23 protein-coding genes and 1 pseudogene are annotated in these 26,230 nt (G+C 43.0%); 8 read left to right on the forward strand and 16 right to left on the reverse strand.

Going from position 1 to position 26,230, the window contains the following annotated elements:
- Nucleotides 1-42 precede the first annotated feature (42 nt).
- The 5 genes from dnaX to B1L02_RS10540 form a co-directional block, all read right to left on the reverse strand.
- Nucleotides 43-2,370 (reverse strand): DNA polymerase III subunit gamma/tau, encoded by a 2,328-nt coding sequence (gene dnaX, locus B1L02_RS10520; RefSeq protein WP_088530973.1) that lies wholly within the window; start codon nt 2,368-2,370, stop codon nt 43-45.
- Nucleotides 2,371-2,372: 2 nt separating this feature from the next.
- The gene (gene apt / locus B1L02_RS10525; protein ID WP_088530974.1) at nt 2,373-2,918 is read right to left on the reverse strand and encodes an adenine phosphoribosyltransferase; all 546 of its coding nucleotides are present in this window, start codon (nt 2,916-2,918) and stop codon (nt 2,373-2,375) included.
- A 432-nt stretch (nt 2,919-3,350) separates the two neighbouring features.
- The gene (locus tag B1L02_RS10530; RefSeq protein ID WP_088530975.1) at nt 3,351-4,100 is read right to left on the reverse strand and encodes a DNA-binding domain-containing protein; all 750 of its coding nucleotides are present in this window, start codon (nt 4,098-4,100) and stop codon (nt 3,351-3,353) included.
- A 2-nt stretch (nt 4,101-4,102) separates the two neighbouring features.
- Complete coding sequence (locus tag B1L02_RS10535; protein ID WP_088530976.1) at nt 4,103-4,939, reverse strand: DUF692 domain-containing protein; 837 nt, start codon at nt 4,937-4,939, stop codon at nt 4,103-4,105.
- 154 nt (nt 4,940-5,093) lie between these two features.
- Entirely contained in the window at nt 5,094-5,633 is a 540-nt protein-coding gene (locus B1L02_RS10540; RefSeq protein ID WP_088530977.1) for a hypothetical protein, read from the reverse strand.
- 261 nt (nt 5,634-5,894) lie between these two features.
- Here B1L02_RS10540 and B1L02_RS10545 point away from each other — a divergent pair, with 261 nt between their 5' ends.
- Together B1L02_RS10545 and B1L02_RS10550 are read left to right on the forward strand one after the other, a co-directional pair.
- Nucleotides 5,895-6,881, forward strand: coding sequence for a tRNA-dihydrouridine synthase (locus tag B1L02_RS10545; protein ID WP_088530978.1), 987 nt, complete (start codon nt 5,895-5,897; stop codon nt 6,879-6,881).
- A 37-nt stretch (nt 6,882-6,918) separates the two neighbouring features.
- Nucleotides 6,919-7,293 (forward strand): TraR/DksA family transcriptional regulator, encoded by a 375-nt coding sequence (locus B1L02_RS10550; RefSeq protein WP_088530979.1) that lies wholly within the window; start codon nt 6,919-6,921, stop codon nt 7,291-7,293.
- Here the strand turns inward: B1L02_RS10550 and B1L02_RS10555 are convergent.
- The 10 genes from B1L02_RS10555 to B1L02_RS10600 form a co-directional block, all read right to left on the reverse strand.
- The gene (locus B1L02_RS10555; protein WP_223192040.1) at nt 7,256-8,260 is read right to left on the reverse strand and encodes a hypothetical protein; all 1,005 of its coding nucleotides are present in this window, start codon (nt 8,258-8,260) and stop codon (nt 7,256-7,258) included. The two genes, B1L02_RS10550 and B1L02_RS10555, sit on opposite strands and share 38 nt — an antisense overlap.
- A 51-nt stretch (nt 8,261-8,311) precedes the next feature.
- A complete protein-coding gene (locus tag B1L02_RS10560) occupies nt 8,312-9,571 on the reverse strand; it encodes a hypothetical protein (protein WP_088530980.1) in 1,260 nt (419 codons plus the stop codon).
- A gap of 10 nt (nt 9,572-9,581) precedes the next feature.
- The gene (locus B1L02_RS10565; RefSeq protein ID WP_088530981.1) at nt 9,582-10,199 is read right to left on the reverse strand and encodes an energy transducer TonB; all 618 of its coding nucleotides are present in this window, start codon (nt 10,197-10,199) and stop codon (nt 9,582-9,584) included.
- Nucleotides 10,199-10,603, reverse strand: a complete 405-nt coding sequence (locus tag B1L02_RS10570; RefSeq protein WP_010369015.1) for an ExbD/TolR family protein — start codon at nt 10,601-10,603, stop codon at nt 10,199-10,201. The genes B1L02_RS10565 and B1L02_RS10570 overlap by 1 nt, the downstream gene beginning before the upstream one ends.
- 14 nt (nt 10,604-10,617) lie before the next feature.
- The gene (locus tag B1L02_RS10575) at nt 10,618-11,142 is read right to left on the reverse strand and encodes a MotA/TolQ/ExbB proton channel family protein (protein WP_017218012.1); all 525 of its coding nucleotides are present in this window, start codon (nt 11,140-11,142) and stop codon (nt 10,618-10,620) included.
- Nucleotides 11,142-12,503 carry a MotA/TolQ/ExbB proton channel family protein gene (locus B1L02_RS10580; RefSeq protein WP_088532269.1) on the reverse strand — a complete coding sequence of 454 codons (1,362 nt, stop codon included), beginning with the start codon at nt 12,501-12,503 and terminating at the stop codon, nt 11,142-11,144. Before B1L02_RS10580 ends, B1L02_RS10575 begins: the two co-directional genes overlap by 1 nt.
- A gap of 6 nt (nt 12,504-12,509) precedes the next feature.
- Complete coding sequence (locus tag B1L02_RS10585) at nt 12,510-13,280, reverse strand: DUF3450 domain-containing protein (RefSeq protein WP_088530982.1); 771 nt, start codon at nt 13,278-13,280, stop codon at nt 12,510-12,512.
- Between the two features lie 403 nt (nt 13,281-13,683).
- Complete coding sequence (locus tag B1L02_RS10590; protein ID WP_088530983.1) at nt 13,684-14,328, reverse strand: CatA-like O-acetyltransferase; 645 nt, start codon at nt 14,326-14,328, stop codon at nt 13,684-13,686.
- Nucleotides 14,329-14,377: 49 nt separating this feature from the next.
- On the reverse strand, nt 14,378-15,418 hold the full coding sequence (locus B1L02_RS10595) for a Leu/Phe/Val dehydrogenase (protein WP_088530984.1): 1,041 nt from the start codon (nt 15,416-15,418) through the stop codon (nt 14,378-14,380).
- A 424-nt stretch (nt 15,419-15,842) separates the two neighbouring features.
- Entirely contained in the window at nt 15,843-17,369 is a 1,527-nt protein-coding gene (locus B1L02_RS10600; RefSeq protein ID WP_088530985.1) for a fumarate hydratase, read from the reverse strand.
- 164 nt (nt 17,370-17,533) lie between these two features.
- On the opposite strand from B1L02_RS10600, the pseudogene pabB reads away from it, so the two are divergent.
- The 6 genes and pseudogenes from pabB (at nt 17,534) to B1L02_RS10630 (ending at nt 24,458) form a co-directional block, all read left to right on the forward strand.
- A pseudogene (gene pabB / locus B1L02_RS10605) lies at nt 17,534-18,882 on the forward strand (aminodeoxychorismate synthase component I).
- Nucleotides 18,872-19,432 carry a CoA pyrophosphatase gene (locus B1L02_RS10610; protein ID WP_088530986.1) on the forward strand — a complete coding sequence of 187 codons (561 nt, stop codon included), beginning with the start codon at nt 18,872-18,874 and terminating at the stop codon, nt 19,430-19,432. Before pabB ends, B1L02_RS10610 begins: the two are co-directional and overlap by 11 nt.
- A 168-nt stretch (nt 19,433-19,600) precedes the next feature.
- Nucleotides 19,601-20,977 carry an L-serine ammonia-lyase gene (locus B1L02_RS10615; RefSeq protein ID WP_088530987.1) on the forward strand — a complete coding sequence of 459 codons (1,377 nt, stop codon included), beginning with the start codon at nt 19,601-19,603 and terminating at the stop codon, nt 20,975-20,977.
- A 140-nt stretch (nt 20,978-21,117) separates the two neighbouring features.
- A complete protein-coding gene (locus B1L02_RS10620) occupies nt 21,118-21,348 on the forward strand; it encodes a hypothetical protein (protein ID WP_088530988.1) in 231 nt (76 codons plus the stop codon).
- Between the two features lie 228 nt (nt 21,349-21,576).
- The gene (locus tag B1L02_RS10625) at nt 21,577-23,919 is read left to right on the forward strand and encodes a S8 family serine peptidase (RefSeq protein WP_088530989.1); all 2,343 of its coding nucleotides are present in this window, start codon (nt 21,577-21,579) and stop codon (nt 23,917-23,919) included.
- A gap of 14 nt (nt 23,920-23,933) precedes the next feature.
- On the forward strand, nt 23,934-24,458 hold the full coding sequence (locus tag B1L02_RS10630; protein WP_088530990.1) for a hypothetical protein: 525 nt from the start codon (nt 23,934-23,936) through the stop codon (nt 24,456-24,458).
- A gap of 320 nt (nt 24,459-24,778) precedes the next feature.
- Here the strand turns inward: B1L02_RS10630 and B1L02_RS10635 are convergent, their stop codons facing one another.
- Nucleotides 24,779-26,068 carry an IS5 family transposase gene (locus B1L02_RS10635; protein WP_410477299.1) on the reverse strand — a complete coding sequence of 430 codons (1,290 nt, stop codon included), beginning with the start codon at nt 26,066-26,068 and terminating at the stop codon, nt 24,779-24,781.
- Between the last annotated feature and the right edge of the window lie 162 nt (nt 26,069-26,230).

The raw sequence follows: 26,230 nt of genomic DNA on the forward strand, positions 1-26,230 counted from the left end.
ATTTGGTTTACTGTGATAAAAGATAAGGGCTAACGCCCTTAATTACAATGCCTGAACGCTATTTTCGTCAAGCATTGCGTCAAATTCTTGGACAAATGCGCTGACGAGAGGATCGTCTCGCATCGCCGCTTTAGCTTGGACAAGTCTATGCTCATCTAGTTGTTGCTGTACCAAAAACGGCGTGTTATTTACCGTGTCGATATAGTTAATCTCAAGCGCGATTGGCTGCTCGAGTAAAGCGCTTAGGCTCTCTGTTAGTTTCTCTCTCAGCACTGCTGAGTCTAAGTGCTGTTGACTCGCATCTACTTGCAATTGTACCTGCGCGCCTTGCTGTGTTATCACGCTGTGTAATGCATACTGGCGAATTCGGCCGCCTAATTGCATCTTTTCAATCATGTTTGCCCAATCGTCGCTTTGGTGAGCAAACTTAATGTCACTGATTGGACTAACAAAGTTTTCCGGTGCAGGGATCTCTACTTGAATACTTTGTTCGTTATCATCTTGCTTTACCGGTGATAACTGCTCTAGCAATTCTGGCGCTAAGTTTTCCGTAATAGGTTTGTGGCGCGCTTGAAACGCTTCTTTCTTTTGCTTTTTTGGTGCTAAGCGAGGTGCCGCTGGCTGTGCGCGTTGCGGCTCAGGCTGATACTCAGGTGTAGTTACCGTCGTGGCTGGCGCTTGCTCTATTGGCATTGGCGCACTAGCCGCCTCAGACTTTTTTACCTCACCATTGGCTCCCACCAATCGACCCGCCCCAGAGATATTACGATTTTTTAAAATTCGTGCTATTGCTGACTGGGCTTGGTTTTGCTGCTCGGTAACACTGGCCGTAGCAGCAGGTTCTGGAGCGCTTTGGTTATGCACCTCAGGTCGAGACCAATCCTCTTGGTTTTGCGATGCCATTTGCGCGTATGCAGCATCATCAACAGGCGCACTTTCATGATGATGTGCAGGAACTTGTTCTTGGAACCCCTGCTCTACCGCCTGTGACATAATGCTGTCGTATTGGTTGGCCATCTCCGCCTCAGACGGCACAGAGTCGACTGGTGCTTGGCTTTGCGCAGCAGGCGTTGGCGACACTGGCTCATCCTGTGTTGTTTGTTGCGCGGCTGGCGTCGTTGCTTCTGGTACATATGTAGGTGTTGCTGTCGGCTGCACCTGAGGTGATGGCGCTACTGTTGCGTTATCTTCCGTTGGCTTTTTTAACAGCGCTCGTAAATTCCCTACTTTACTTTGCTTTTCAGAAGTCTCTTGGCTCACAGGTGCGCTAGGCACTACACTATGAATTTCTTTTTCGAACGCCATTAATCGCAGCATGACCATCTCAAACCCAAGTTTGGGCTCGGGTGCCCACTTTAGGTCTTTTTTGCCATTTAACAGTAGTTGATACAACAACTGACCTTGCTGCGGTGCTAATTGCTCGGCAAATAGCTTGATGTCGTTGTTATCAAAATTTGATAACCGCGCAGCACTAGGCACGAGTTGAGTGAGCTGAATAACATGCAATAACGCAATTAAATCGTCCAGCACACTGACAAAATTACCGTTTTGTAGTGCTATTTTTTCAATCGCATCAAGTAAGGCTTCACCGTCGTGGCATAAAATTGCAGACAGCAAAATGACCGCATGAGCACTATCCATCAGTCCCAGCATAGATTGCACTGCCGGCACCGTTAAATTGCCACTTGTTTGTGCAATAGCCTGATCGGTCAAACTTAATGCATCACGCATACTACCATCAGCGGCTTTCGCTAACGTTTGTAGCGCTACCGGATCAAAGGCAACTTGCTCTAGCGGGAGGATTTTTTCTAGCTGTTCAACTATTTGCCCTTGTGTCATTGCGTTCAGATTGAACTGCAAACAACGAGACAAAATAGTCACAGGCAACTTTTGTGGATCCGTTGTGGCGAGCAAAAATTTTACATGCTCTGGCGGCTCTTCTAAGGTTTTCAGGAGCGCATTAAAACTGTGCTTCGACAGCATGTGCACTTCATCGATGAGATAAACCTTGTAGCGACCACGAGTTGGTGCATATTGTACGTTGTCTAAGATTTCTCGCGTGTCTTCAACTTTCGTACGAGAAGCCGCATCAATTTCGATTAAATCGATAAACTTACCAGTTTCAATCTCAGTACATGCACTACACTGACCACAAGGCGTTGAAGTAACGCCTTGTTCGCAGTTAAGGCTTTTAGCAAAGATCCTAGCAATGGTTGTTTTGCCCACGCCACGTGTTCCAGTGAATAAATAGGCATGGTGTAAACGCTTTTCATTGAGTGCGTTGACCAGAGCTTGTTTAACATGCTCTTGCCCCATTAATTCATGGAAGTTTTGTGGACGCCATTTTCGCGCCAGAACCTGATAGCTCATGCTTATTCGCCTTCGAACTCTACAAGTGAAAGGATTTTGATCCCAAGATCGTTGATTTTCTTTTCACCACCAAGCTCAGGCAATGAAATAACAAACGCCGCATCAGTGGCTTCACCGCCTAAGCGTTTAACCAGTTTTGCTGTTGCTTCAATAGTACCACCTGTTGCAAGTAAATCATCAACAAGTAGCACTTTATCACCGGCTTCAATCGCATCTGAGTGTAATTCAAGCGTATCTTCACCATATTCAAGCTGGTAAGACTGGCTGATCACCTCACGCGGTAATTTACCCGGCTTTCTTACTGGAATAAAAGGAATACCTAACTCATACGCCAATGGTGCACCGAAGATAAAACCACGCGACTCAGTGCCGATGATTTTAGTGAAACCGCCATCTTTATAAGCCGCAACGAACGCTTCAATTGTTGCTTTAAACGCAGCAGGATTTGCTAGGAGTGAAGTCACGTCACGGAACATGATCCCAGGTTTTGGGTAATTAGGAACCGTCGCGATACTATTTTTGATCAATGACATATTCTCTGTCGTCATAATTGCTTTGCTTTAAGTTTATTACAAAAGAGTGAGATTATAACAATTTTCTATCCGGTTGAAACCGACTGAGTGACTTTGTGTGTCAGGATGGAGGAAAAGCGAACAATGTATTGAGTATTTTATACCGATATACAATTGAAAAAGGCTGCGAAAAGCAGCCTCTAGGTAAATACGTTCAGCTTGACTTATGCAAGCGCTGTTGCCCAGCCTAGAATCGCGTTTAAACAGCCAATTCCAGCGAATACAGCAACAAATGCAAGGAAATACTTTGCATTGAACGGATCTTTAAAGTCACCTTTAGACATAGATACTACCTTTAATTTTACAACTCGCGCCAACTGCATAGCAGCAGAAAGCATTGACTAGCGCCCTAGTCCGAGTTTAAGCACGACAAAAACAGGCCGTATAATAGTCGATGTTGCCAATGGCTTAAAGGGTTTTTGTTTTGATAATGCCAAGATCCGCGAATTCAGCTAGTGTGTGCTGTGCACCTTGCTGCAGCTGCTCAACAGTAAATTGGGGCACTTGCTGCGCGATAATATCCACAATGTCAGTGAGTTGCATACCATCTTTGGCTTCAATCACCGACAACATTAGGGCCGTCATCGGATTTAGTGCGACAAATTGAACATCGTCCTCTTCGTCTCTATACAGTGCAAAGCTAAACGTTTGCCCTGCTGTTTTAGTTGGCCTAAAGGTTTCACTGATCTGATGAACCGGATATTGATAATGTGCAACTCTAGCTGTACTTGCCAAGCTAATTTCAACATCTGCAAGCGCTTGTACTTTAATCGAAAGTTCATTTTTTGCTTCAATGGTCGTTGCCACATCTAGCTCTAGCCATTCATAGTGAGCAAGCTCTAACAAGAACTCAGGATCGGCTTCTGAGGGCTCGTATTCTGTTTGTAAAAACTGCAAGAACTCTTTGCTAATCTCTAAAAAGTATGGCGAATGACAATCGTGCTTAACGAAAAATAGCCTAATTAGCGTCAACCAATCTGCATTGGTATACAAGCTTTTAAGTACAGGAAACGCACTGCTCACGAAACCTTCAACATTATTAAAAAACAGCTCTTGATAGATTTTTAAGCGCCGAGCTTCTATGCCGTCAGGCGCTGGTTGATTGTCTGGATCTCTGATATGCGCCATAAACTGCTGCTGAGTTTCTACAAAAGACATAGCTATACCTTCTCCAAGCGCTTGGCGTATTTAGCCTGTACTGCAGAAATTTGTCCCGCTTCTGCCAATAATTCTGCCATGGGAGGAATATTAAAATCACGCTCTAGCAATGTCGGGAACACACCATGCAGCTCATAAGCTTTCTCTAACAAGCCCCATACTGGTGAAGATACCTCAGCGCCATGTGTATCAACGAGTAAGTCTTCGGCTTCCACATAATGACCTGCGATATGGCCGTATGCAATACGCTCGCTTGGCATAGCCGCTAAGAATTGTTCAGCATCGTAGCCATGGTTAATAGCGTTGACATAGATGTTGTTAACATCGAGTAGCAAATCACAATCGGCCTCGGCTAATACCCCAAGGGTAAATTCCAACTCCGACATTTCTTGTCCAGGAGCGGCATAGTAAGACACATTTTCTACAGCAATTCGGCGTTCTAGATGCTCTTGGACTGCTCGGATCCGCTTAGCAGTATGATGGATTGCTTCTTCAGTAAAAGGGATTGGCATCAGATCGTACATGTGACCATCTCCTGAACAGTAACTCAGATGTTCACTATACGTAGCGATATTATGTTGCTTAAAAAATGTTTTTAGTTGTGATAAAAATTCACGATCAAGCGGTGCGGGAGAACCCAGCGACAATGACAAGCCATGACAAATAAAAGTATGCTGTTGCGTCAATGCTTGAAATTGCTTTGCAAGCTTGCCGCCAAATTTTAACCAGTTTTCTGGCGCAACCTCATAAAAGTCTACTTGCTTTGGCGGCGCATTGAGCACGTCATCGACCATTTCACGGCGTAAACCAAGTCCTAGCTTGCCTAACTGCATTGCCATACTTCTCTCACTTTAGACATTATTTAACACTAATCAGAAGCTCGCATGGTACAGGTTGCCTGTCTGCGCAGCTTCGCTTTGGAATTACCCAATAGCGTTATTTACCTTAACATAGATAGCTGTGCTAATGGGTCAATCACAACAGTGTCTTTAGTTAGTGGTTACCACCACATTTACCTTCGCCGCACTTACCTTCTTTTTTACTTTTTGCATGGCCACCACATTTGCCTTCACCGCACTTACCTTCTTTTTTGCCTTTGGCATCGCCACCACATTTGCCTTCGCCGCACTTACCTTCTTTTTTGCCTTTGGCATCGCCACCACATTTGCCTTCGCCGCACTTACCTTCTTTTTTGCCTTTGGCGTCACCACCACATTTTCCTTCGCCGCACTTACCTTCTTTTTTGCCTTTGGCGTCGCCACCACATTTACCTTCGCCGCACTTACCTTCTTTTTTGCCTTTGGCGTCGCCACCACATTTACCTTCGCCGCATTTGCCTTCTTTTTTACCTTTGGTGTCGCCACCACATTTACCTTCGCCACACTTACCTTCACCTGCGTCAAGTTGATAACCGGCAGTCATTGTTTCAAAACTAAATGGATTAGCACTTGCGTCCGTCGCGGTTAATCCTGCGGTGCCCGCAACAACAGCGCTTAAAGTAAAGGCAATAGATTTCTTTTTAACGGTATTCATAATGTTTGCTCTCTCAAAACTAGTAGATTTAATTAGTAGACCCAAACGTCTACATATTTATTTCGCTAAATGTTTAAAAATTTTAGTGGTATTCGCTAAGTTGTGATTTACATCCAGTTATAGTCCATCAGGTGTGTTTTTGCTATTTGCGGATAACTAGGGGCTGATGATGACTTGCAGCAAACAATTAGCTAAAATGTCGCGCTTTTCGATGAGTCATCAGTGACCCATTTTATTTTTGTTGTATCTAAAGGTTAACACATGAAGCTTGTTCTGGCGCCGATGGAAGGTGTAGTTGATTTTAAAATGCGCGAATTGCTCACAGATCTCGGCGGCTTTGATCTTTGTGTGACTGAGTTTATTCGCGTCGTTGATCTCACCTTTCCACGCAGAGTATTCACTAGATACTGTCCTGAACTATTAAATGGTGGTTATACCAGAGCCGGAACACCGGTACGAGTCCAGCTTCTAGGTCAGGTTCCCCATGCGCTTGCAGCAAATGCGCGAAAGGCAATAAAGCTTGGCTCTCATGGTGTCGATTTGAACTTTGGTTGTCCTGCGAAAACCGTGAATAAAAGCCGCGGCGGCGCGGTTTTACTGAAAGAGCCTGAGCAAATCTATCAAATCATTAAAGCAGTTAGAGATGCGGTACCAGAAGAACATCATGTAAGCGCCAAAATACGCCTTGGCTTTGACGATGATGCCAATAGTACTGAAATTGTCGATGCGGTCCAGCAAGGTGGTGCGTCGAGTTTGGCGATACATGCGCGTACCAAACGAGATGGCTACAAACCGCCAGCTTACTGGGAAAAGATCCCACCTTTATTATCAAGGTTAACCATTCCTGTCGTTGCTAACGGTGAAATTTGGCAAGTGGAAGATGCACAACTCTGCCAAACACGTAGCCAATGCCAAGACTTGATGCTTGGTCGCGGTGCGCTAGCCACCCCCGATTTGGCAGCAAAAATCAAAGCGCATGTTAACGGAACTCATTATACTCCGCTCACATGGGAAAACGTGGTCTACCATATCCTCCACTCTTCCATGCATCAGGATGAGAATATGAGTGAAAAGTACTTTTCGGCTAGAACAAAACAGTGGTTAAGTTATCTGAAACGTCAGTATAGCGGAGCGCATGTTCTTTTTGATGAAATCAAAACGCTCAAAAGCAAAGATGACGTCATGAAGGTGTTGCAGAAATACGCAATGTCTCCAGACCTTGATTCAAATCATAACAGTGAAGCTTGACTGAAATGATAATGGGGCGTCGGATAGGAGAGCGCCCATGAATGAAAACACACATAACTACGAGCAAAGCTTACAAGCTGAACTTGCTACACTTAGAAGCGATTTTTTAGGAGAGCTAAAAGCTTCACCCAATGAGTTTACTCATAACCTTGCTAATACCTTAGAGATCAACCCACCTAATAAGTGGCTTGATATTGTGATGGAAAAAATAAATCCCGAGCAATTTCCGCTCTATGACAGGTTGATGAAAGTCGAAGCGGCATTATGCCAAATGGAAATCGGCCAGTTTGGTTATTGTTGTGATTGTGAGAAAACCATTGAGTTTGAGTTGCTAGAACAAGATCCAGCAACCCAACGCTGCCGTAGTTGTATAACTAAGGCTCTAAAAAATGGGGAAATGCAGCAAAAATAGTTGCAGGGAAATAAACTAAATTAGCAATCAATTGTTGTGCCTGTTGTTCATTCAGCGCTAGTTTTGAGTTGAGCACAACAAATGCTTGCTTTTGTGACCACCCTTGATAATGAATTCCCAAATCCACCGCCATCAAAGTCACGATTAGCGCTTTATGCCGCTCTATTGCCTTTGTACATTTTGCTACAGTTGAAGGCACATTAATAAATCCATCGCGCCAATTAAGCCCAGCCACTCTTTGGCAGTTAGTTGGCAATAACTCGAGTATATAAGGCTGTTGAGTATTCGGCGTTATCTTGAGCTCAATTGACTTACTATTTTTCTCATCAATTTTTGATAACATTGCTAAAACTTTATTAGGCGATTCTTGGATAGCCCCGTAAAAATTTAGCTTTGATTGATACCACTCTTTCCCATTAGGCAACTGATGCAGCCCAAGCATAGCTCTTGGTTTGTAATCATCCAAATAAGCCAATAGAGTTGCGCGAGATGGTACGTCAATATCCGAATCTTCAAGCTGCAGCATTAAAGCCTCTCGCTCTAGTCTGTTTAAACGAATATTACTTTCGTCTGCCTCTTTTAGTTTTGTTATTACAAATGTAAGCCACAGTTCAAGCTCCTCGCCACTCACTTTATCTTTTACGTTTTTAAGCACCGAGATATTGCTAGGCCAAGGTAAGTAACGCTCAGGGTATCGTTCTTGAATTCTTAAGTAGTCAAGCTCCTTGTGTGCCATAACATCAGGTTCGTTCAAACTGCTAGACAATAAAGCATGGCGTAACTGTAAGTAGCCCTCGGTGAACGGTAAAACAGTAATATTATCCGTAGATGAATGACTTAAACTATTGTTAAGAGAGATTAAAGAAGATCTGAGCTCTTGATAACTTACGACTTGCTTGTGCTCACTACAAGCGGATAGGAATATAAACGCGACCAAAGTAAGGTTGAACAATAAATGCTTTTTCATAATTTCACATTAAAACTTGAAATCAAAAAAGCCCCTTTCGGGGCTTTTTAATTAGAGGCTAACACCCCTACGTTGTGCTTTTTCTTTGATAAAGCTCGACCAGCTAATCGCAAATCTTCGAGTACTAGGATCTTCCTTCGCCTTCAAAATTGCTGCATAAGCTTGCTTGAACTTATCTTGATAGTAGTAAGCTTCCGCAAGATCGGCATAGGTACTGCCTTTCTTTTTGGTACCAAGCTCTAACGCTTTATTTAGTCTAACTACTGCTGCACTATACTGCTGATTTTGCAGCAGAAGGCCACCTGCTCTTCCATAAAGTTCTGCGTCATCGTCAAATTTTGCAGCTTCTTCATAGTATTTAGCAGCATCACTGATGTGTTTAGCTTGGTGGTAATAACTTGCAAGCGCAGTCACGTTTTGCTTTGTGCGTTCAATTTTGCCATCTTTCATAGCCTTTTCGAACGTTTGAGCAGCACGCCAAGGATCTTCTGTTAAAGAGTATAAGCTTCCAAGAATCTTATAGTCATTCTCTTTTTCAAAGTAACCTTTGCTATACGCCACCTTCATTACAGTCATACCTTTACTGTAATCTTCGGTTTGCAAATAAAAACCACCCAGTTGTGTCCAAGCTTTCGGGTCTTCTGGGAAAACACGTACTAACTCTTCACCAACCTCTACAGCCTTTTTGAATTGCTTTAATTCAAAGTAAGCTGCAACTTTCATCAGATAATATTGTTTATTTGGCTCTTCTACACCTGCGATAGCTTTATCAGCTGGAGCAATAACATTGGTATATTGCTTTAACTCATAATAAGCTTGCGCGATACGACCGTGTACTTTAGGGTCATTTTCACCCGTAAAGTCCATCCACGCTTCATAGGCTTTGATACCTTCTGAGTACTTTTCAGTACCAAGCAAAAGGTCACCAAGTAACTTCATTAGATCGCCCTGATCTTTAAAGTTAAGCGCATCAGGAGCAATAGCTAAACGCGTATATTTAATCGCTTCGCTGTAGTTTTCCTTTTGAGCATAAAGCTGACCTAGGTAACGGTTAACCGTTGCTTTATCGAAATCATCTGAAGGGTCAAGTTCGCGAAGCATTGCAATCGCTTCATCGACTTTTTCTTCATTATATAATTCGAATGCTTTGGCAACTTTTTTACCTACTCGCTCACCCATGATCTTAGTTTTTGCCGCTTTACGCTTCTCTATTTCTTCATAGTTAGGCGCAGCAGAAACTGACTCTGAGTAAATGCCACCAGTCAATGCAATAAGAAGAGCAAGAGCTGTAAATTTGGGTAAACTTTTCATGCCTGCCTCCTTAATTACCTTGGTTCAATGTGAAATCAAGCTGGACTGTGATGCCAGGTTGCTTCTGTGGTTTACCATCAACAACTTTAGGACGGTATTTCCACTTACGCAATGCACGCTTTGCTTCACGGTCAAAGATACGCTTTGGTTCAGCATCGATAATTTCAACATCTTCGACTCCACCTAGCTCATTGATTGTGAAAGATAAACGTACCCAACCTTCTTTACCATCACGAGCGGCTTGAGGTGGATATTTTGGCTCTATTCGAACGATAGGTGTCGCATCACCATCACGGCCAAACTCGCCAGGTCCAGATAAACCACCTGCAGTACCACCTAGGTCAATACTAGGCATGTTAAAGCCGATGTTACCCGCAGAAGGATCAGCCATGTCTGGCTGAGGCGGCTGCGGCTTTGGCGGCTGCTTAGGTGGTGGCGGCGGCGGAGGCGGGACACGCTTCCGCTGCTGCACCTTCGATTCAGGCGGATTCGACATAATCTCGACTACGATTTGTTCCTTTTGTACATCTGCCCTATCCGCTCCTCCGGAGATAAGATATGACATGAAAAAGAACAAGCCGAGAGTTACTGCCCCACCTGCTAGAAGTGAAAACAGAAGTCGAATCATTACTGATCTCCAGCTATTGAAATCTTCAAGTTGTCGCCTGTCGCTTTAATCTGGTCCATAACCTGAACAACTACGCCGTGTTTCGCACCTTTATCGGCTTGAATAATAATCACGTCAGTAGGCTGCTCAGCCATTAGACTTTCAAGGTTTGCACTTACACGCTCAACATCAACTTGACGCTTGTCCATCCAAATCTCACCATTTTCACGGATTGCGATAAAGATGTTTGCATTCTTAGTCTTTTGTGCTTGTGCCGCTTTTGGCTTATTAACCTCAATACCAGCTTCTTTAACAAAAGAAGTGGTTACGATGAAGAAGATAAGCATGATGAATACGATGTCTAGCATCGGCGTCATATCTACTGCTGCATCTTCTTCTTCACGAAAACGTTGTTTACGTGCCATAGTTCAATCTCTCTCTAGTGATGAGGCAAGCTATCAACTAGCTTCTCTTTAGCCATTTTTGCACGTGCTTCTAAACGCGTGCTAAAGAAAACACCTGATAGTGCCGCAACCATTCCAGCCATTGTTGGTACCGTAGCCATTGATATGCCTGAAGCCATTAATCGTGCATTACCCGTACCTTGAGTAGCCATCGTCTCAAATACTGTGATCATACCTGTCACTGTACCTAAAAGACCGATTAATGGACACATCGCAACCAATGTTTTGATAATCAACATGCGCTCATCTAATTTTTCAGACGCTTCAGAAATCCAAGCATCGCGGATTCTGTGTGCGTACCAAGACGTAGTATCTTGGCGGGCGTCCCACTTAGCGACGATATCCTTGTGTAGCTTAGGAAATTCGCCTAGTAGGAACCAATAGCGCTCAATCATTAAAACCCACATTAGAAAGAGTGCTATCGCGACCACGTATAATACATCGCCGCCTGTAGCAACAAAATCCCTGATAGATTCCCATATCTCCATCAGGACTAACATTAGGCTTTCTCCTTCTCCGCGTGAGTAGCAACAATACCTGCGCTTTGCTCATCTAGGATATGTAGAACCGCTTTGCTACGACCGTGTACAACAGCGTGAAGTAGAATTAGAGGTAGAGCTGCAATAAGACCTAGTGCTGTAGTTACTAGCGCTAGAGAGATGTTCCCTGCCATAATCTTCGGATCACCAGTACCGTAAAGTGTGATTGATTCGAATGTCATAATCATACCAACAACCGTACCTAGTAGACCTAGTAGTGGTGCAATTGCCGCTAGGATCTTGATGATGTTCACACCCATCTCGATACGTGGAGTTTCACGTAGGATAGCTTCATCAAGCTTAAGTTCTAGGTTTTCAACGTCTTGATCTTTGTTATCATGATAAACTTTCAAGATACGACCAAGTGGGTTGTTTGTGTTAGGGTTATTCGCGTTTTTGATTTGCGCTTTGATTTTACCGCTAACAATGAATAGGTCTAGCATGCGAACGATTGCAATCAATGCACCTAAAATAAGTAGTGCAGTAATGATGTAACCAACCGTGTCACCTTGGTGCCAGCGCTCTTCCATCGTTGCGCGTTGAGTATTAAGTTGTAGTAATGAACCACGAGTTGGGTCAACTGCAACCATAACGAACTTATCAGCAGGTGCAGCGATTAGACGCTCAACGCCACCAAGTTCTCCGCTAGGTTGTTTACCAAGAGGAACAATTTGCTTGTTCTCAGCATCGTAAATAACGTAACCATCTTTAGTTAATAGGTTGAAGTTACCAACACGCGTTACTTCTTTAACGTTTACGTCACCATTTAACTCAGCAACTTCGGCTTCAAACTTAGAAACTTTTGCTGACTCGGTCATTTCAGTTTGGAAAGCAATCCAAAGGTCTTCTAGCTCACGAGTAGTTGGCAGCTCTTTTGCTTCAGCTAGTGAACGAAGCACTTCAGCACGTCCTGGCTTTTCAGCACTTACTAGTGAAGCTTCGATTGAACCGATAGCGTCAGCTGCTGAACGACGTACAACACCGAACATTTCACCAAGTGTACCTTTGGCATTTTCTAGCTCAACTTCTTTCTCAGCTAGTGTGATTTCATTTTGCTTGAATTGTTCGTTTAAACGCTCACCACGTGCTTTCTCAGCAGCAAGTTCACGCTTCGCTTTGTTCAACAACGCTTGTTTGTCAGCACGGTCGTTTAAAAACTCTTGCTCACGTTGTTTGTTGATTTTGCCTTCAGAGATACGGTTTTGTTTAACCTGCTCTAGAATTTTGTCTAAGGCTTCAGTGTTTGCGTGTGCATTTAGCGCGGCACCAGCAGAAACTGTTAACGCTGCAGCAACTGCAAAACCTTTAAATAGTTTCTTCATCATTTATTACTCCGCGCCAAAGATAGGTAGATCGATAAGTTCAGGAGCCGCTTGCTTACGTGCAATACGGATCATGCTCTTAACAGGCTTAAGGTATTCTTCGCCAAGTTGTTCCCACTGCCTAGTGTTGTTGTTCCAAACCCAAGCATGTTTTTGGTCGAACGACTGAGCAACGTATGCGATACGGCCAAGACGTGCGAAGTCAACATTGATGTTTTTGCCGTTTTGTTCAAGAGAACCTTGGTTTGAAACTATAGTTGTGCTGTAGTCAGTTTCAATCGTGTACGCTTCAAGAACTTGACGGAACTTCTCAGAAGTTGTTACAGACGAGTTAGTCATGATGCTGCGAAGTTTCTCAACGCGCTCTAGACGTGTATCTTGATTAAACGGAACGTCCGCTTTGATGAATTGCTCAAGCGTATCGATCATGCGATACATCAAAGGCACAACGTCCTGTTTTGTCTTGTCAATAGTACCAATTTGACGCTCAAGAGACTCAATACCTGCATTTTGATCTGCTACAAGACGTGCAACGTGATCGTTATACACTTTAAGCAGTTCTGCTTCTTCAACCAGACCACGATATTCCGCGACCATTTCTTGAGACTGACCGTAAAGGTTATCAATCTTTTCTTGAGACTTTTTAGCAGCCGTTTGAGTTTGTTGACCTACTTTTTGTATGTCATTCAAAGGATCTGCAATCACATTGCTGCTTGCAAAAGCTGTCGCGCCTAAAAGCGCCGTAGCTACAAGGCTCTTTCTGATTTTAACAGACATAGTTCCCAACCAATTAAGTAATGTTACTTTTATAATTTTCGCGCTCTCACCAACGTGAGAGCAACCCTGATATCATTTGACAGATATCAACTGTCCAATAATGCTAAATGCAACACGATGTGTCAACTTCACTGTGAAAACATTTTTTGTCAATAAATAAGTAATAATTATATACAAAACAAAAAATTAACATCAAAAACACAGCAAAAGATACACATCCCTTGTAAAACCAACCTTTTGCATACGTTGTTTACAATATTTTACACCGGATTTATTCCAATAAATTGAATAGATATTCTAAATAGAAATCATGAATAACCTATAAAAACAGCAGCATAAGCTCGATTTTTCATTGCACAGAACGCAAATTATTTCATCTTCTGCGAACTAACGCAAAATTTGTTTATCTATCCCAAATCGCTTGATCTATTTTTTCCTGCAGCACTTGAACGAATTCAGCGACGTGTAGACCATCCATTAAGGCGTGGTGGACTTCAATACAAAATGGCATCGTACCATCTGCTTTATTGTATTTTCCGAACACAAATTTCGGGATGCCAAAGTCATCTCTGCTATGCCTCGCATGACCAAAACTCGAAAAAGATAACCATGGAAGTATAGATACATGAACACAATTTGGCACCTGACTTTCCATTAAAAATTGTTCACTGACAAGCGGTCCACTTAGTTGCTCTGTTTTGCTATGAATATTGGCGCTGATAAAGCGGTTGAAATCACTTTCAGGTGCAAGCCTTACAAATCTGAAGGTTTCATCCCCTCGCAGAAAGACACTGCTAATTTCTACAGCATCATATTCAACCACCTCTCCCGCTTCAATACGGTAACGAATGGGGGTATAGCTTTGTAATGCCAGCTGTAGCGCGTACAGACAACTAAGAGAAAAAGGCACTGCATTACGTTTACTCATCTCGTACACTCTTTCCATTTGTAAGCTAACGGTAACGGTAAAATAAGGCTGGGCAAAATCATTGAAGAAGGAAAAGTGTTCTTGGCGGGGCCAAGTATCAAGAGATATTTTCTTTTTCATACAAAAAAAGGGGCGTTTGCCCCTCTCTGGTAATTAAACGGCGCTGTTATTATAGACCGTTTTCAATAATCTCTTGAGCTAATTTATCAGCAATTATATGTGTTGAAACTTTCTCATCTTCAGAACGCTTAAAGATTTCGGTTAGCGTGTCATAGATACCTTCAACGTGTCTTGTCGCTGCAGCTTCATCATAACCTTCAGGCTTTGTTTCATAGTAGACATTGATGATTCCACCAGCGTTAATCACATAGTCTGGTGCGTACAAAATGCCTTTTTCACGGATGATCTCACCATGACGAGACTCTGCAAGCTGATTATTTGCACATCCTGCAATAATCGTGGCTTTGATACGTGGAATAGTGTCGTCGTTTACCGTTGCGCCTAATGCGCATGGTGCATACACATCAACATCTAAATCATAGATTTCGTCAATACCTACAGCGGTAGCATTAAAGTCATTAACCACTCTTTGTACTGAGTCTTCGTTGATATCGGTAACAAATAGCTCAGCGCCAGCTTCATGAAGATGTTTACATAATGTATAAGCAACAGCACCAAGCCCCTGCACAGCAACTTTGATACCAGCTAAATCTTGGTGACCATATTTGTGCTGGTAAGCAGCTTTAATTCCAAGGAATGTACCTAACGCAGTAAACGGTGAAGGGTTACCGCTCTTTCCTTCAAGGCCCATTACGTAATTTGTTTCTTTGTGCATTACCATCACATCACCGGTTGTGATGTTCACATCCTCAGCTGAGTAGTAGCTGCCACCTAAGCGGTCTAGATGCTTACCAAACGCTCTGAATAGCGCTTCCGACTTGATTGTCTTAGCATCCCCAATAATAACTGATTTGCCACCACCAAATGGTAGACGTGCAACCGCATTCTTATAGGTCATCCCTTTAGATAAACGCAGTACATCATATACCGCATCTTCGTCAGAGGCATAATTCCATAGGCGACAACCGCCGACAGCTGGACCTAGCTTAGTGTTATGTACCGCGATAATCGCTTTAAGACCTGATGCTTCGTCTGAACAGAATACGACTTGTTCATGGTTATCAAATTCAACTTGGTTAAATACAGCCACTTTCTTCTTCTCCAAAAATTATCTATCCCATACGGGTAAGCTCTTAGGTGTGACTTTGCGTTTAATACCACACTAAGGGCAAATAGCGCTGAAATTGGCAAGACTCTATCACTAACTCTAGCACCATTCCACAAATTGAGATGATATAAACCCAATTTAAAGCAAATACAAATATTTAATTCAAAATTAAAACAAAAGAAAGGTAAGTAAGCCAGAAATACAGTCGAATTGGGAATTTTAATTTAAGTTATTGAGTTTTTCTGAAGTTACTGTTTACGTAAACGGAAGGTAAATAAGCATTGTAAACATATCAGTACAAAAAAGGAGGCTGAACGCCTCCTCAATAATACATCAACTCGTTAACTTAACACCCTAAGCCGAATATTTAAGCGGAAAGTATCTATATACTCTCCATCAAAACAACTTAGCTAAGTTTGCTGTCTAACTCTTCAATTCGTGCTTTCCAAATTGCAGGGCCTTGAGTGTGCGCATTCTCACCATTGCTATCAACGGCAACCGTCACCGGCATGTCCTCTACTTCAAACTCGTAAATAGCTTCCATACCTAAGTCTTCAAACGCCACAACACGTGATTTCTTAATTGCCTTAGCCACCAAGTATGCTGCACCACCTACAGCCATAAGGTATACCGCTTTATTCTGTTTGATTGACTCAACAGTTGCTGGACCGCGCTCAGCTTTACCGATCATGCCGATCAGACCCGTTTTCTCTAACATCAGATCAGTAAACTTATCCATACGTGTAGACGTGGTAGGACCTGCTGGCCCAACGACTTCGTCGCCCACAGCGTCTACAGGACCCACGTAATAGATAAACTTATTAGTGAAATCGACACCATCCGGCAAACCTTGACCAGAATTCATCATTTCTTGTAGGCGTTTATGCGCTGCATCTCGACCAGTTAAGATCTTGCCAGAAAGCAGCACAGTTTCCCCCATTTTCCATTCTTGGATATCTGCTTTGGTCAAAGTATCTAGATTTACACGACGCGTATCTTCGCCCACTTCCCAAGTCACTTCTGGCCAATCTTCAAGTTTTGGTGCTTTTAGCTCTGCAGGGCCAGAACCATCTAACGTGAAATGTACGTGACGTGTAGCTGCACAGTTAGGGATCATAACCACTGGCTTAGACGCTGCGTGTGTTGGTGCCGTTTTGATTTTTACATCAACGACTGTTGTTAAACCACCAAGGCCTTGTGCGCCAATGCCTAACTTGTTTGCACGTTCGAAGATTTCTAGACGAAGTTTTTCTTCTGCGGTTTCGGCACCACGTTCCATCAGCTCATGGATATCAACAGGATCCATTAAAGATTCTTTTGCCAATACAGCTGCTTTTTCTGCTGTACCACCGATCCCTATGCCTAGCATGCCTGGGGGACACCAACCAGCGCCCATTGTAGGTAATGTCTTTTCTACCCACTCTGCAACATCATCTGATGGGTTTAGCATCACCATTTTAGTTTTGTTTTCAGAGCCGCCCCCCTTTGCTGCAATCATCACTTCAACTTCAGCACCAGGTACTAAGTCAATGTGCACTACCGAAGGCGTATTATCTTTGGTGTTTTTACGGCTACCTGCCGGATCAGCCACAATTGACGCACGTAATGGGTTGTCTGGGTTCGTATAGGCACGACGAGTTCCCTCATCTACCATTTGTTGCACCGTCAAATCAGTTTTATCCCACTTCACGTCCATACCGACTTTTACGAAGCAGGTTACGATCCCCGTGTCTTGACACAGTGGACGTTTACCTTCTGCTGACATGCGTGAGTTAATCAAGATCTGTGCAATCGCATCTTTCGCGGCCTTACTTTCTTCTTTTTCGTAGGCTTTTTCTAATGCTTGGACAAAATCAAGTGGGTGGTAAAATGAGATATATTGAAGCGCATCTTCAATGCTATCAATAAAGTCTTGCTGACGGATTGTACTCATGACGGTTCCTCAATTTTCGACGGTATTTTTTGGTATTGAAACTTTCGCTGGCAATTGGTGTTATTCAGCATCAGAAAGTCAATTTCAATACCTTAAACTATGGAATAGCAGGTAACTATGATAACCTCCCCGCCCGTTTGGGGCTAGCTTTGCAGGTCAAGTAAATGATAAACGAGCGAATAAACTGTACGAAATTAGACATTAGACACAATGCACTAGAATTATTTGAACACTTTGCGAACGAACATCAAGCTATTCTGTTAGATTCCAGTGATTCTGAGCATATCAATAGCCGCTACGATATCATTGCGATTGCACCAATTAATTTACTTGAAGCTAAAGACGGAAATGTATTTTTAGACGGAGAATTGCAGAGTAATTCTGTTTTCACTGTGATGAAAGATAAGCTTGCCCAATTTAGTAATCATATTGCCCCCATGATTTACCCTTCAATGGCGGCTGGCTTGGTTATTTTGGCTATGATCTCGGCCGTTATATTGAGCACATACCACACTTTGCAGAACACGATATTAAGCTACCCGATGCCTGTGTTGGCTTGTATCCAGATGCGTTGATTTATGACAAGGTACTCAAGGCTTGGTTTTACGTGTCGCAACCTGATACACAAAGGCTAGACATGTATTTACAACGGCTCGACGACACCTCTATTTTTGAGTCATTTAGACTGACATCACAGTGGCAGTCAAACATGACGAGAGCACAATACGAGCAAAATTTTGAGCGAATTCAATCTTATCTATTAAGTGGCGACTGTTATCAAATCAACCTAGCACAGCGATTCAGCGCAAGCTTTGAAGGAACTCCGTGGCTCGCGTATAAAAAGCTGCGAAACCACAACCGTGCACCTTTCTCAGCATTTTTTAACTTAGGCGACAGTGCTATTGTTTCCGTGTCGCCGGAGCGCTTTATCCAAGTAAAAAACGGCATTGTAGAAACTAAACCGATTAAAGGCACCCTGCCAAGGTTACCAAATACTGACGCCGATAAAGCGCAAGCTGAAAAACTGAAAAATAGCAGCAAGGACCGAGCCGAGAATGTCATGATAGTAGATCTACTACGTAATGACTTAGGTAAGGTCGCAGAGCCTGGTTCCGTTGCGGTTCCATCGCTTTTCGCAATCGAGAGTTTTCCTGCAGTTCACCATCTAGTAAGCACGGTAACGTCTACATTGGCGCAAGGAAAATGCGCGGTTGATCAGCTTGAAGCCGCCTTCCCTGGCGGCTCTATAACAGGAGCACCTAAGATCCGCGCCATGGAGATAATCGAAGAGCTAGAGCCACACAGACGCAGCGTTTACTGCGGTTCAATCGGCTATCTCAGCGCCTGTGGTAACATGGATACTTCGATCACCATCAGAACGCTAGTTTGTCATCAAAATAAGATACATTGCTGGGCAGGTGGTGGTATAGTCAAAGACTCTCAAGTACAGTTAGAATTTGAAGAGACTTACCACAAAGTGAATAAAATCCTTCCGGTATTAAATGAAGATTGATCAAGTTATATCGCAATTTATGTTGTCGCCTATCATGGCGCAAACGCCAACCACACTACATACCTTAAAGCAAAGTGCGGTGCTTATTCCTATTGTTGATGTAAACGCTCATGCGCACCTGTTGTTTTGTAAACGCAGCAGCGAATTACTGAGCCACCCCAGTCAAATTTGCTTTCCCGGCGGCAAAGTCGAACAACAAGATAGTAATATCATCAACACCGCACTGCGCGAGACCGAAGAAGAAATAGGTCTGACAATCTCAGAGTCCCAAGTGCTAGGCATATTACCTTTTATGCAAACGCTAACCGGCTACCAAATCACCCCCGTTGTTGCTTCCGTACAACAAGATGCAACTTGGGTGAACCAAAGCGACGAGGTGCAACATACCTTCACGGTGCCATTAAACCAATTAAGCGCAGCCAAGAATTGGCAATCCTTCCATTTTACCAATAAAGGCAAACCAGTATCACTCGACGGATTTATGACGCCTCATGGTTTGCTGTGGGGCGCAACGGCAAAAATCGTAAAACAATTTACCGCCCTATTTTAGCCCTTCACTGGTAAGACCTTTTTTAAAATCCCTCTCCACCTTGCGGATTAGTTACCTTTCTATCACGCTTAGTTAGAAACTGGCATATACTTTTGCCGATTATGGGTTACTTCCCTAAATAGACACGTTATGATGGCGTCCGTTTTAAAGGCAATGTGAGTAAAATTTATGATCAGTGCATTCGATATGTTTAGTATCGGTATTGGCCCTTCTTCCTCTCATACCGTGGGACCAATGCGTGCTTCTAGGTTATTCGTACAAGACCTTCAGGCACAAGGCATCGTTGATGATATCACTTCGGTGAAAGTGGAACTGTTCGGTTCTTTAGGCCAAACAGGTATTGGCCATGGTTCTGGCAAGGCTGTTATTTTAGGGCTTGCGGGTTACGACCCTGAGACTATAGACGCAGATCTCGTACCAGAGATATTAGAAACCATAGAAAATGAACAAGTTATCTATCTCGACAAGCGATATAAAGTAAAGTTTCCTAAGCAAGGCGCGATTGTTTTTCACCGTCGCAAAACGCTGCCTAAGCACTCCAATGCAATGGAAATTAAAGCGTACAAAGGCGAAGAGCTTGCTCATAGCCAAATTTACTATTCGATTGGTGGTGGCTTTATCGTTACCGATCAGAATTTTGAAGCTGAAAAGCAAGCCGCGCTAGATATCAGAACAGAAAACCCAGCTCCTTATCCATTCAACTCAGCCGCTGAGCTACTGGAAATGTGTAAAGAGTCAGGACTCAGTGTCTCTTCGTTAATGATGGCCAACGAGAAAACATTACGTAAAGAATCTGAAATCAAAGAGACGCTATTCCACATCTGGCAGGTAATGAAAGCTTGTATTGAACGTGGTATGAAAACCGAAGGTATTTTACCAGGCGGTTTGAAAGTTCGTCGTCGTGCACCTAGCCTGTATTTAAAGCTCAGTGTAGAAACGCACCAAGATCCGCTACGCGCAATGGATTGGGTGGATCTGTTTGCACTGGCAGTTAATGAAGAAAATGCAGCGGGCGGCCGCGTAGTGACCGCACCAACCAATGGTGCAGCCGGTATTCTTCCAGCTGTGTTAATGTACTACCACACTTTTATCAAAGAAGTGGATATAGAGATTGCCACACGTTATCTACTTACCGCGGCGGCGATTGGGATCTTATATAAGAAGAATGCCTCTATTTCTGGCGCTGAAGTTGGGTGCCAAGGTGAAGTAGGTGTTGCGTGTTCAATGGCTGCTGGCGCGCTAACCGAAATCATGGGTGGTAACGTAGTACATGTTGAGAACGCCGCTGAAATTGGCATGGAGCATAATCTAGGCCTAACCTGCGACCCAGTCGGTGGGCTTGTGCAAGTTCCGTGCATTGAGCGTAATGCAATGGGTTCTATTAAAGCCATTAACGCATCTCGTCTCGCTTTGCGCGGTACGGGCGATCAAAAAGTATCACTAGATAAAGTGATTAAGACCATGCTTGATACCGGCAACGATATGAAAACCAAGTACAAAGAAACCGCACGCGGTGGATTGGCGGTAAATATCATTGAGTGCTAACTGACAATTGTCAGTTCACTTTAAAAATGGCTTAATGGCATCATGATGGTAAATCATGGTGCCATTTTTTATTGTCGCTTATCTACACTACAATAAATTTGTCTTGGTATCACTTATTAATAAAAAGGAGTACATGCTTTATGTCTGGCACTACGATGGTTTTTCTAATTGTGCTTATCTGTGTTGGTAGCGGAATAATCAGTGAGATTTATAAACGCCGCTTAGAATCTAAAAAAATAGATGCACAAAAAGCAAAGGTGCACGATGAGCTACACTCAGAGATTACTGCATTAAAAGCAAGAGTGGCAATACTTGAGCAAATTGTTACTGAAGAAGGTTATCAAGTTAAGAGAGATATAAATAATTTATAAAAAAATCGCTAGCACTGGCTTTTTGGCAAAGAAAAGGAATCCTTTCAGGTTACTTTTTTCATGTATCGTTATCGTTTACATTCGTTTTCAAATAAACTAAGTGATTGTAATAATGAATAAAAAAGCATATTTCATTGCAATTAATTTACATAAAGTGAAATTATAAGATTGCTAACAATAAGTTACTTGAGTACATTCGTTACCGCAAAGTGTACAAAGGTAAATAATATGAATAACAATAAATTCAAATATACCGCTTTATCCGCAGCGATAGTGCTAGCATTATCTGCTTGTGGTGGAAGCGATAACAACAAAAATAGTTCAGCTCAAGAGCTAGATCATGCACCTCAGGCTGGTGTTACCCAGCTGGAAAATGTAAAACATTGGCAAACCATTTCAGGTTCTATTCAAGCCTCCGACGCGGATAGTGACAATCTATCTATTACAATATTTGATGGTGAAACTGAGATCACCCCAGAAAACAATGTTTATACTCTTTCACATGGTATTTTGACACTAAAAGGTATCAACGCGTTTGACTACCTGTCAGTTACAGGCGAAGCGGCAACAATTAACTTCACAGTGACAGCAAACAGTAAATCTGCTAGTGGTAGCATCCAGATCCCAGCAGCCATTACGGATCCACTAGCTAGCCAACAATGGCACTTAAACAACACCGGTCAGAAAGCATATGCACTAAGTGACGAAATGAAACAAGGTCTCGTCGACTTATATGTAGGCCGTGGAATAATGACAGAAGAGGAAGCCCAACAATATTGGGATAAAGAATTTGAAGAAGCGGAAACAAAAACCTTAGTCGCCGGCGAAGATATGAACGTGAAAAGCGCATTCGCTCAAGGTGTTACTGGTCAAGGCGTTACTGCGGTAGTAGTAGACTCTGGACTTGAAATTCGACACGAAGATTTAGCACCTAATGTGCTTCCGAATCGATCATTAAACCTTTTAAACGACGCTTTGGATAAAACAGACCCAACAAGCAAGGCAACCAATGGTGACCATGGTACCAGCGTAGCTGGCCTTATCGCCTCAAAAGGCTGGAATGGCTTAGGTGGCCGAGGTGTTTCACCCGATACAGGCCTCATTGGAATGAACTTATTGGCAAGCGGCGAAAAAACGCCGAAGCAAGATCTTTTAGTTCATGGTTTCCCAGGCTCTGGGATCACAGAAAGTGAGTCTATTTCTGTATTCAACCGCAGTTATGGTCTTACCTACCCTGTTCAATTTAGCTATTCAGAACTCGATGAAGCCATTGAGTCTTATCCAAACAGAAAGCTTCGATCAGGTAAGGGGTCGACCAACGTAAAATCAAGCGGTAATAGCTTCGTTAGTGAAGACTTGGAAGGGTCATTCTGTGAGGATAATGGTGCAAATGACCTTGGATTAACTTGTTACAATAGTAACAGTGAAAGCAGTCAAGGCCACCCATACTACTTTTCTATTGGTGCTGTTAACTCAAATGGTAAACACACGAGCTATTCAAGTGCTGGTTCTAATCTATTAGCTGCAGCCCCAGCCGGAGAATATGGCCGTTGGGCTCCTGCCATGGTCACCACGGATCCGATGACCTGTCTGAGTGGTAGCTCAGGTTATACTGGCCGTACAATTGCTGGTTGGTCTGGTGTTTATGGTGAAGAGTTTGCTGCAAGTCAATACCCATTTGATTACCCAGGACACCCTGATAACCCAAACTGCAACTACCGCTCTTCTATGAACGGAACGTCATCAGCTGCCCCTAATGCATCAGGTGTGATCTCATTGATTTTATCAGCTAACAATGAGCTGACTTGGAGGGATGTGCGTCACATCATTGCATCAACTAGCACCAAGAACGATGCTGAAAATGCACCCGTAACTGTACCCGTAGGTGATAACGAATTCGTAGCACATGATGGTTGGGTTGAGAATGCGGCTGGTTATAGCCATAATAATCTTTACGGATTTGGACGTGTAGATGCTGGCGAAGCTGTGAAAATGGCTAAGTCTTACTCTAACGATTTAGGTGAAGAAGTCATTACTGGTTGGATCGGCGAAGGCTCAGTTGTAGCAGAAGAATCACTTGAAATGCTAATTCCTGATAATAGCTTAGTTGGTGCGACATACAAAGTCACAATTGAAGATGATATCAAAGTTGAAGCAGCTCAGTTTAAACTAGACGTATTCAACGATGAATTCGGTATGGGAATGCAAAGTGGTGAAGATGTCCTTCAGTCTACTGCGGGATCCGATTTAGCGATTGAAGTTATCTCTCCGAGTGGAACTAGAAGCGTTTTATTGTCATCTAGACAAGCGTTGATACGCCCAGCATACGATCTTAGTGGAGCTGGTTTCCAGAACGGTTATATCCTGAAAAATGGGGTATTTTTATCAAATAGCTTCTATGGCGAGTCTGCCAAAGGGGAATGGACAATTCGCGTGCTAGACGTTTCTGACAAATCGTTTGCAACAGCTAGCACAGGCGATATTGTCTATAATGGTTACGTAAACAACTCTACACCATCAAAATTGATGGGCGCAGCTGTACGTATCTTTGGTCACCAATCTGCTGAGTAATGGGAGTGTATATTATGAACAAGTTAAAAATCGCAGCACTAATTACGGGTTCACTATTCTTGACTCAAGCAGAAGCTAATGACAACTTGACTCCAAAAATGGAGAAGGTCAACAAAGTGGCAAGTTTTGAACAACCTGACTTTGGTGCTTATAAAATCATGTCTGATCATGCATTAGTTCCTGCAACAATTGCAGACCCCAATGCTGTTATTAGCAAAAAAGGCAATAAAGCTTTGGTTAAGTCAACTTCTGTCAGTAAGTTGTTCACTAAAGGCTCTTTAGTAAAAAATATTTTTAATGGTGAAATTGCTCCAGTGTCTGGCAATATTAACCTTCTATTGAAAGACGATGCGTCAGCAAGCGATTTAGCAAGTGATTACGGCGTTGCAGTTGAAAATACATATGACGGTGGCAGAATTGCTGTTGTTAGTGTAAATAGCAATCAAGATTTACTTGGTAAACTTGCTGAGTTGAAGCAATCTGGAAAGGTAGTTGAAGCTAGAATTGAAGTGTTAGGTACTTTATACACATCTAGATAACTTCACTGTTAAACACTGACTTTTCTCAAGCCTCATGTCGAATGGGGCTTTTTTGCGCTCGGAAAGCCTAAAACACTGACGACTGTACTTTCTGCTTGGCCTCAAAGAATGGCCAGATAGAGTGTGAGCACCTTACTTTAAAATCCCTTACCTTCTCTTATATTCAACCTGTAAAAACTAACTAAGCCAGAAATCATAAACTTACAATTCTTTATAAAATTACCTATTTAGTCGCTCCTGAATATTGACGTTTTAATGCTTAGGTTGGCCGCATTCAATCAATCCAGACTTGGGCATTAATTTTATCGACAATTCTATTATTACACAGCGCATTTTGCTGCTAATAACTGATATAAAATCCAGGCATAAAAAAGCCGCAGTTGGGCTAGGATTTTACGGCAGTTTTGGCCTTCGTTAAGCCTGTCACCGAGCTTTCCTTTTAAACGGTTAAGACCCAAGTGGCCATCTTGTTTCATGTGCCCGATGATTGGCTCTATCGCGTTGCGTCGCCTGAGCTTTTTCTTAATGCTCGGCGTCACACCACGTTTTTGCCCCGCAATATACACATCATAACGTTCTGCAAAGTGCCCGCGATAACCTCTATCTACAAAACAGCTGTATGGCCTTTTATCTGTGACGTTTTCTACTATTCTCAACGTTTCCCATAACGTGTCACCGTCATAGGGGTTGCCGTGCATTGCATGAGCGCACACCACAAACTGCTCTTTCAATGTGGTTGCGACACTCACTTTGACACTAAACTCATATGGCTTTGCGCTTTTTCCCTTGGCGATACATTCAACACCCGGCTCATGTAGGCTATAGAGTTTGTTTTTACTCGTTTTTTCTTGCTTTAACAGCCGCTCAGCCTGCTGTAGGGTGTCGAAGAATTCCTTGATTGGTTGCTCGGTGATTTTCCGCAATATGTCTTTCATCACTCGCCTGAGATAGTTTTTCTGTTTTTTCAGTGTTTTCTTCATGCGTTTGAATTGTTTGGCATGAGCATAACTTGCCACCTTTTGAGCGGCCTTAGGGCCTACTTGTTCATAACTTTGCCTAAGCACAATGCCGGCTTGCTTAGCGAAGCCAACCAGTTTATTGCGGCATTTTTCTAGTAGTTTACTGTCTGTTGGATGGGCGATATTTTTCTCCATAACGGTGCTGTCTACGACTACTTCTCGCAAGCTTGAAGGCTTGATGGTATTACTTTTAATGCCCGCATCTACCGTGAGTGACAGCATTAACTCAACGCCATCCTCACCAATTCGCTTGCGAAAGCGTGTCATTGAACTTGGGCTGCAAGGCGGTTCATGCGTAAAAAATTGCATGCCACAAAAATATTGCCAATACGGGTTTTCGCACCACATGGCCACCGTGTTTTCGTCAGACAGTTTGTGAATTTGTTTCAGGTATTCGAGACCCGCAAGCAGGCGGATAGGCTTGGCGCCAGCGCCTTTATCGCCATAATGCTGTTTAAATTCAACCTCTAGACGCTGCCAATCAATGAGTTTTGCCAATTTCACGAGTTCATGACGCGGTGAAACAATATCAATAAGCTCGACTTGAAACAGGTGCTTTTGTGGTGTTTGCATGGTTGGTTTTGGTTTCATTTTTACACTCAAATTGCAATGTTTTGGTTGTGTGATTTAAAAAAGCTGCAATTTGAGGGTAGTAAGATCGTTCATCCTGAAAATTAAGTTATACCAATTTAAGCCCCATACCTTAAACCATAGCTCTAGTGATGATTTTTCGTGGGAGTTTGATGACTTACT

Origin of the sequence: Pseudoalteromonas piscicida, from assembly GCF_002208135.1 — a bacterium.
Taxonomy (GTDB): domain Bacteria; phylum Pseudomonadota; class Gammaproteobacteria; order Enterobacterales; family Alteromonadaceae; genus Pseudoalteromonas; species Pseudoalteromonas piscicida_A.

What these genes read in the sequence shown, in the direction of transcription:
- B1L02_RS10590 (WP_088530983.1), bottom strand. Translation starts at nt 14,328, where the DNA reads ATGAAAAAGAAAATATCTCTTGATACTTGGCCCCGCCAAGAACACTTT.
- B1L02_RS10635 (WP_410477299.1), bottom strand. Translation starts at nt 26,068, where the DNA reads ATGAAACCAAAACCAACCATGCAAACACCACAAAAGCACCTGTTTCAA.
- B1L02_RS10620 (WP_088530988.1), top strand. Translation starts at nt 21,118, where the DNA reads ATGTCTGGCACTACGATGGTTTTTCTAATTGTGCTTATCTGTGTTGGT.
- dnaX (WP_088530973.1), bottom strand. Translation starts at nt 2,370, where the DNA reads ATGAGCTATCAGGTTCTGGCGCGAAAATGGCGTCCACAAAACTTCCAT.
- B1L02_RS10610 (WP_088530986.1), top strand. Translation starts at nt 18,872, where the DNA reads ATGAAGATTGATCAAGTTATATCGCAATTTATGTTGTCGCCTATCATG.
- B1L02_RS10540 (WP_088530977.1), bottom strand. Translation starts at nt 5,633, where the DNA reads ATGAATACCGTTAAAAAGAAATCTATTGCCTTTACTTTAAGCGCTGTT.
- B1L02_RS10565 (WP_088530981.1), bottom strand. Translation starts at nt 10,199, where the DNA reads ATGATTCGACTTCTGTTTTCACTTCTAGCAGGTGGGGCAGTAACTCTC.
- apt (WP_088530974.1), bottom strand. Translation starts at nt 2,918, where the DNA reads ATGACGACAGAGAATATGTCATTGATCAAAAATAGTATCGCGACGGTT.
- B1L02_RS10580 (WP_088532269.1), bottom strand. Translation starts at nt 12,503, where the DNA reads ATGAAGAAACTATTTAAAGGTTTTGCAGTTGCTGCAGCGTTAACAGTT.
- B1L02_RS10625 (WP_088530989.1), top strand. Translation starts at nt 21,577, where the DNA reads ATGAATAACAATAAATTCAAATATACCGCTTTATCCGCAGCGATAGTG.
- B1L02_RS10560 (WP_088530980.1), bottom strand. Translation starts at nt 9,571, where the DNA reads ATGAAAAGTTTACCCAAATTTACAGCTCTTGCTCTTCTTATTGCATTG.
- B1L02_RS10575 (WP_017218012.1), bottom strand. Translation starts at nt 11,142, where the DNA reads ATGTTAGTCCTGATGGAGATATGGGAATCTATCAGGGATTTTGTTGCT.
- B1L02_RS10615 (WP_088530987.1), top strand. Translation starts at nt 19,601, where the DNA reads ATGATCAGTGCATTCGATATGTTTAGTATCGGTATTGGCCCTTCTTCC.
- B1L02_RS10550 (WP_088530979.1), top strand. Translation starts at nt 6,919, where the DNA reads ATGAATGAAAACACACATAACTACGAGCAAAGCTTACAAGCTGAACTT.
- B1L02_RS10530 (WP_088530975.1), bottom strand. Translation starts at nt 4,100, where the DNA reads ATGTCTTTTGTAGAAACTCAGCAGCAGTTTATGGCGCATATCAGAGAT.
- B1L02_RS10555 (WP_223192040.1), bottom strand. Translation starts at nt 8,260, where the DNA reads ATGAAAAAGCATTTATTGTTCAACCTTACTTTGGTCGCGTTTATATTC.
- B1L02_RS10630 (WP_088530990.1), top strand. Translation starts at nt 23,934, where the DNA reads ATGAACAAGTTAAAAATCGCAGCACTAATTACGGGTTCACTATTCTTG.
- B1L02_RS10545 (WP_088530978.1), top strand. Translation starts at nt 5,895, where the DNA reads ATGAAGCTTGTTCTGGCGCCGATGGAAGGTGTAGTTGATTTTAAAATG.
- B1L02_RS10585 (WP_088530982.1), bottom strand. Translation starts at nt 13,280, where the DNA reads ATGTCTGTTAAAATCAGAAAGAGCCTTGTAGCTACGGCGCTTTTAGGC.
- B1L02_RS10570 (WP_010369015.1), bottom strand. Translation starts at nt 10,603, where the DNA reads ATGGCACGTAAACAACGTTTTCGTGAAGAAGAAGATGCAGCAGTAGAT.
- B1L02_RS10535 (WP_088530976.1), bottom strand. Translation starts at nt 4,939, where the DNA reads ATGGCAATGCAGTTAGGCAAGCTAGGACTTGGTTTACGCCGTGAAATG.
- B1L02_RS10600 (WP_088530985.1), bottom strand. Translation starts at nt 17,369, where the DNA reads ATGAGTACAATCCGTCAGCAAGACTTTATTGATAGCATTGAAGATGCG.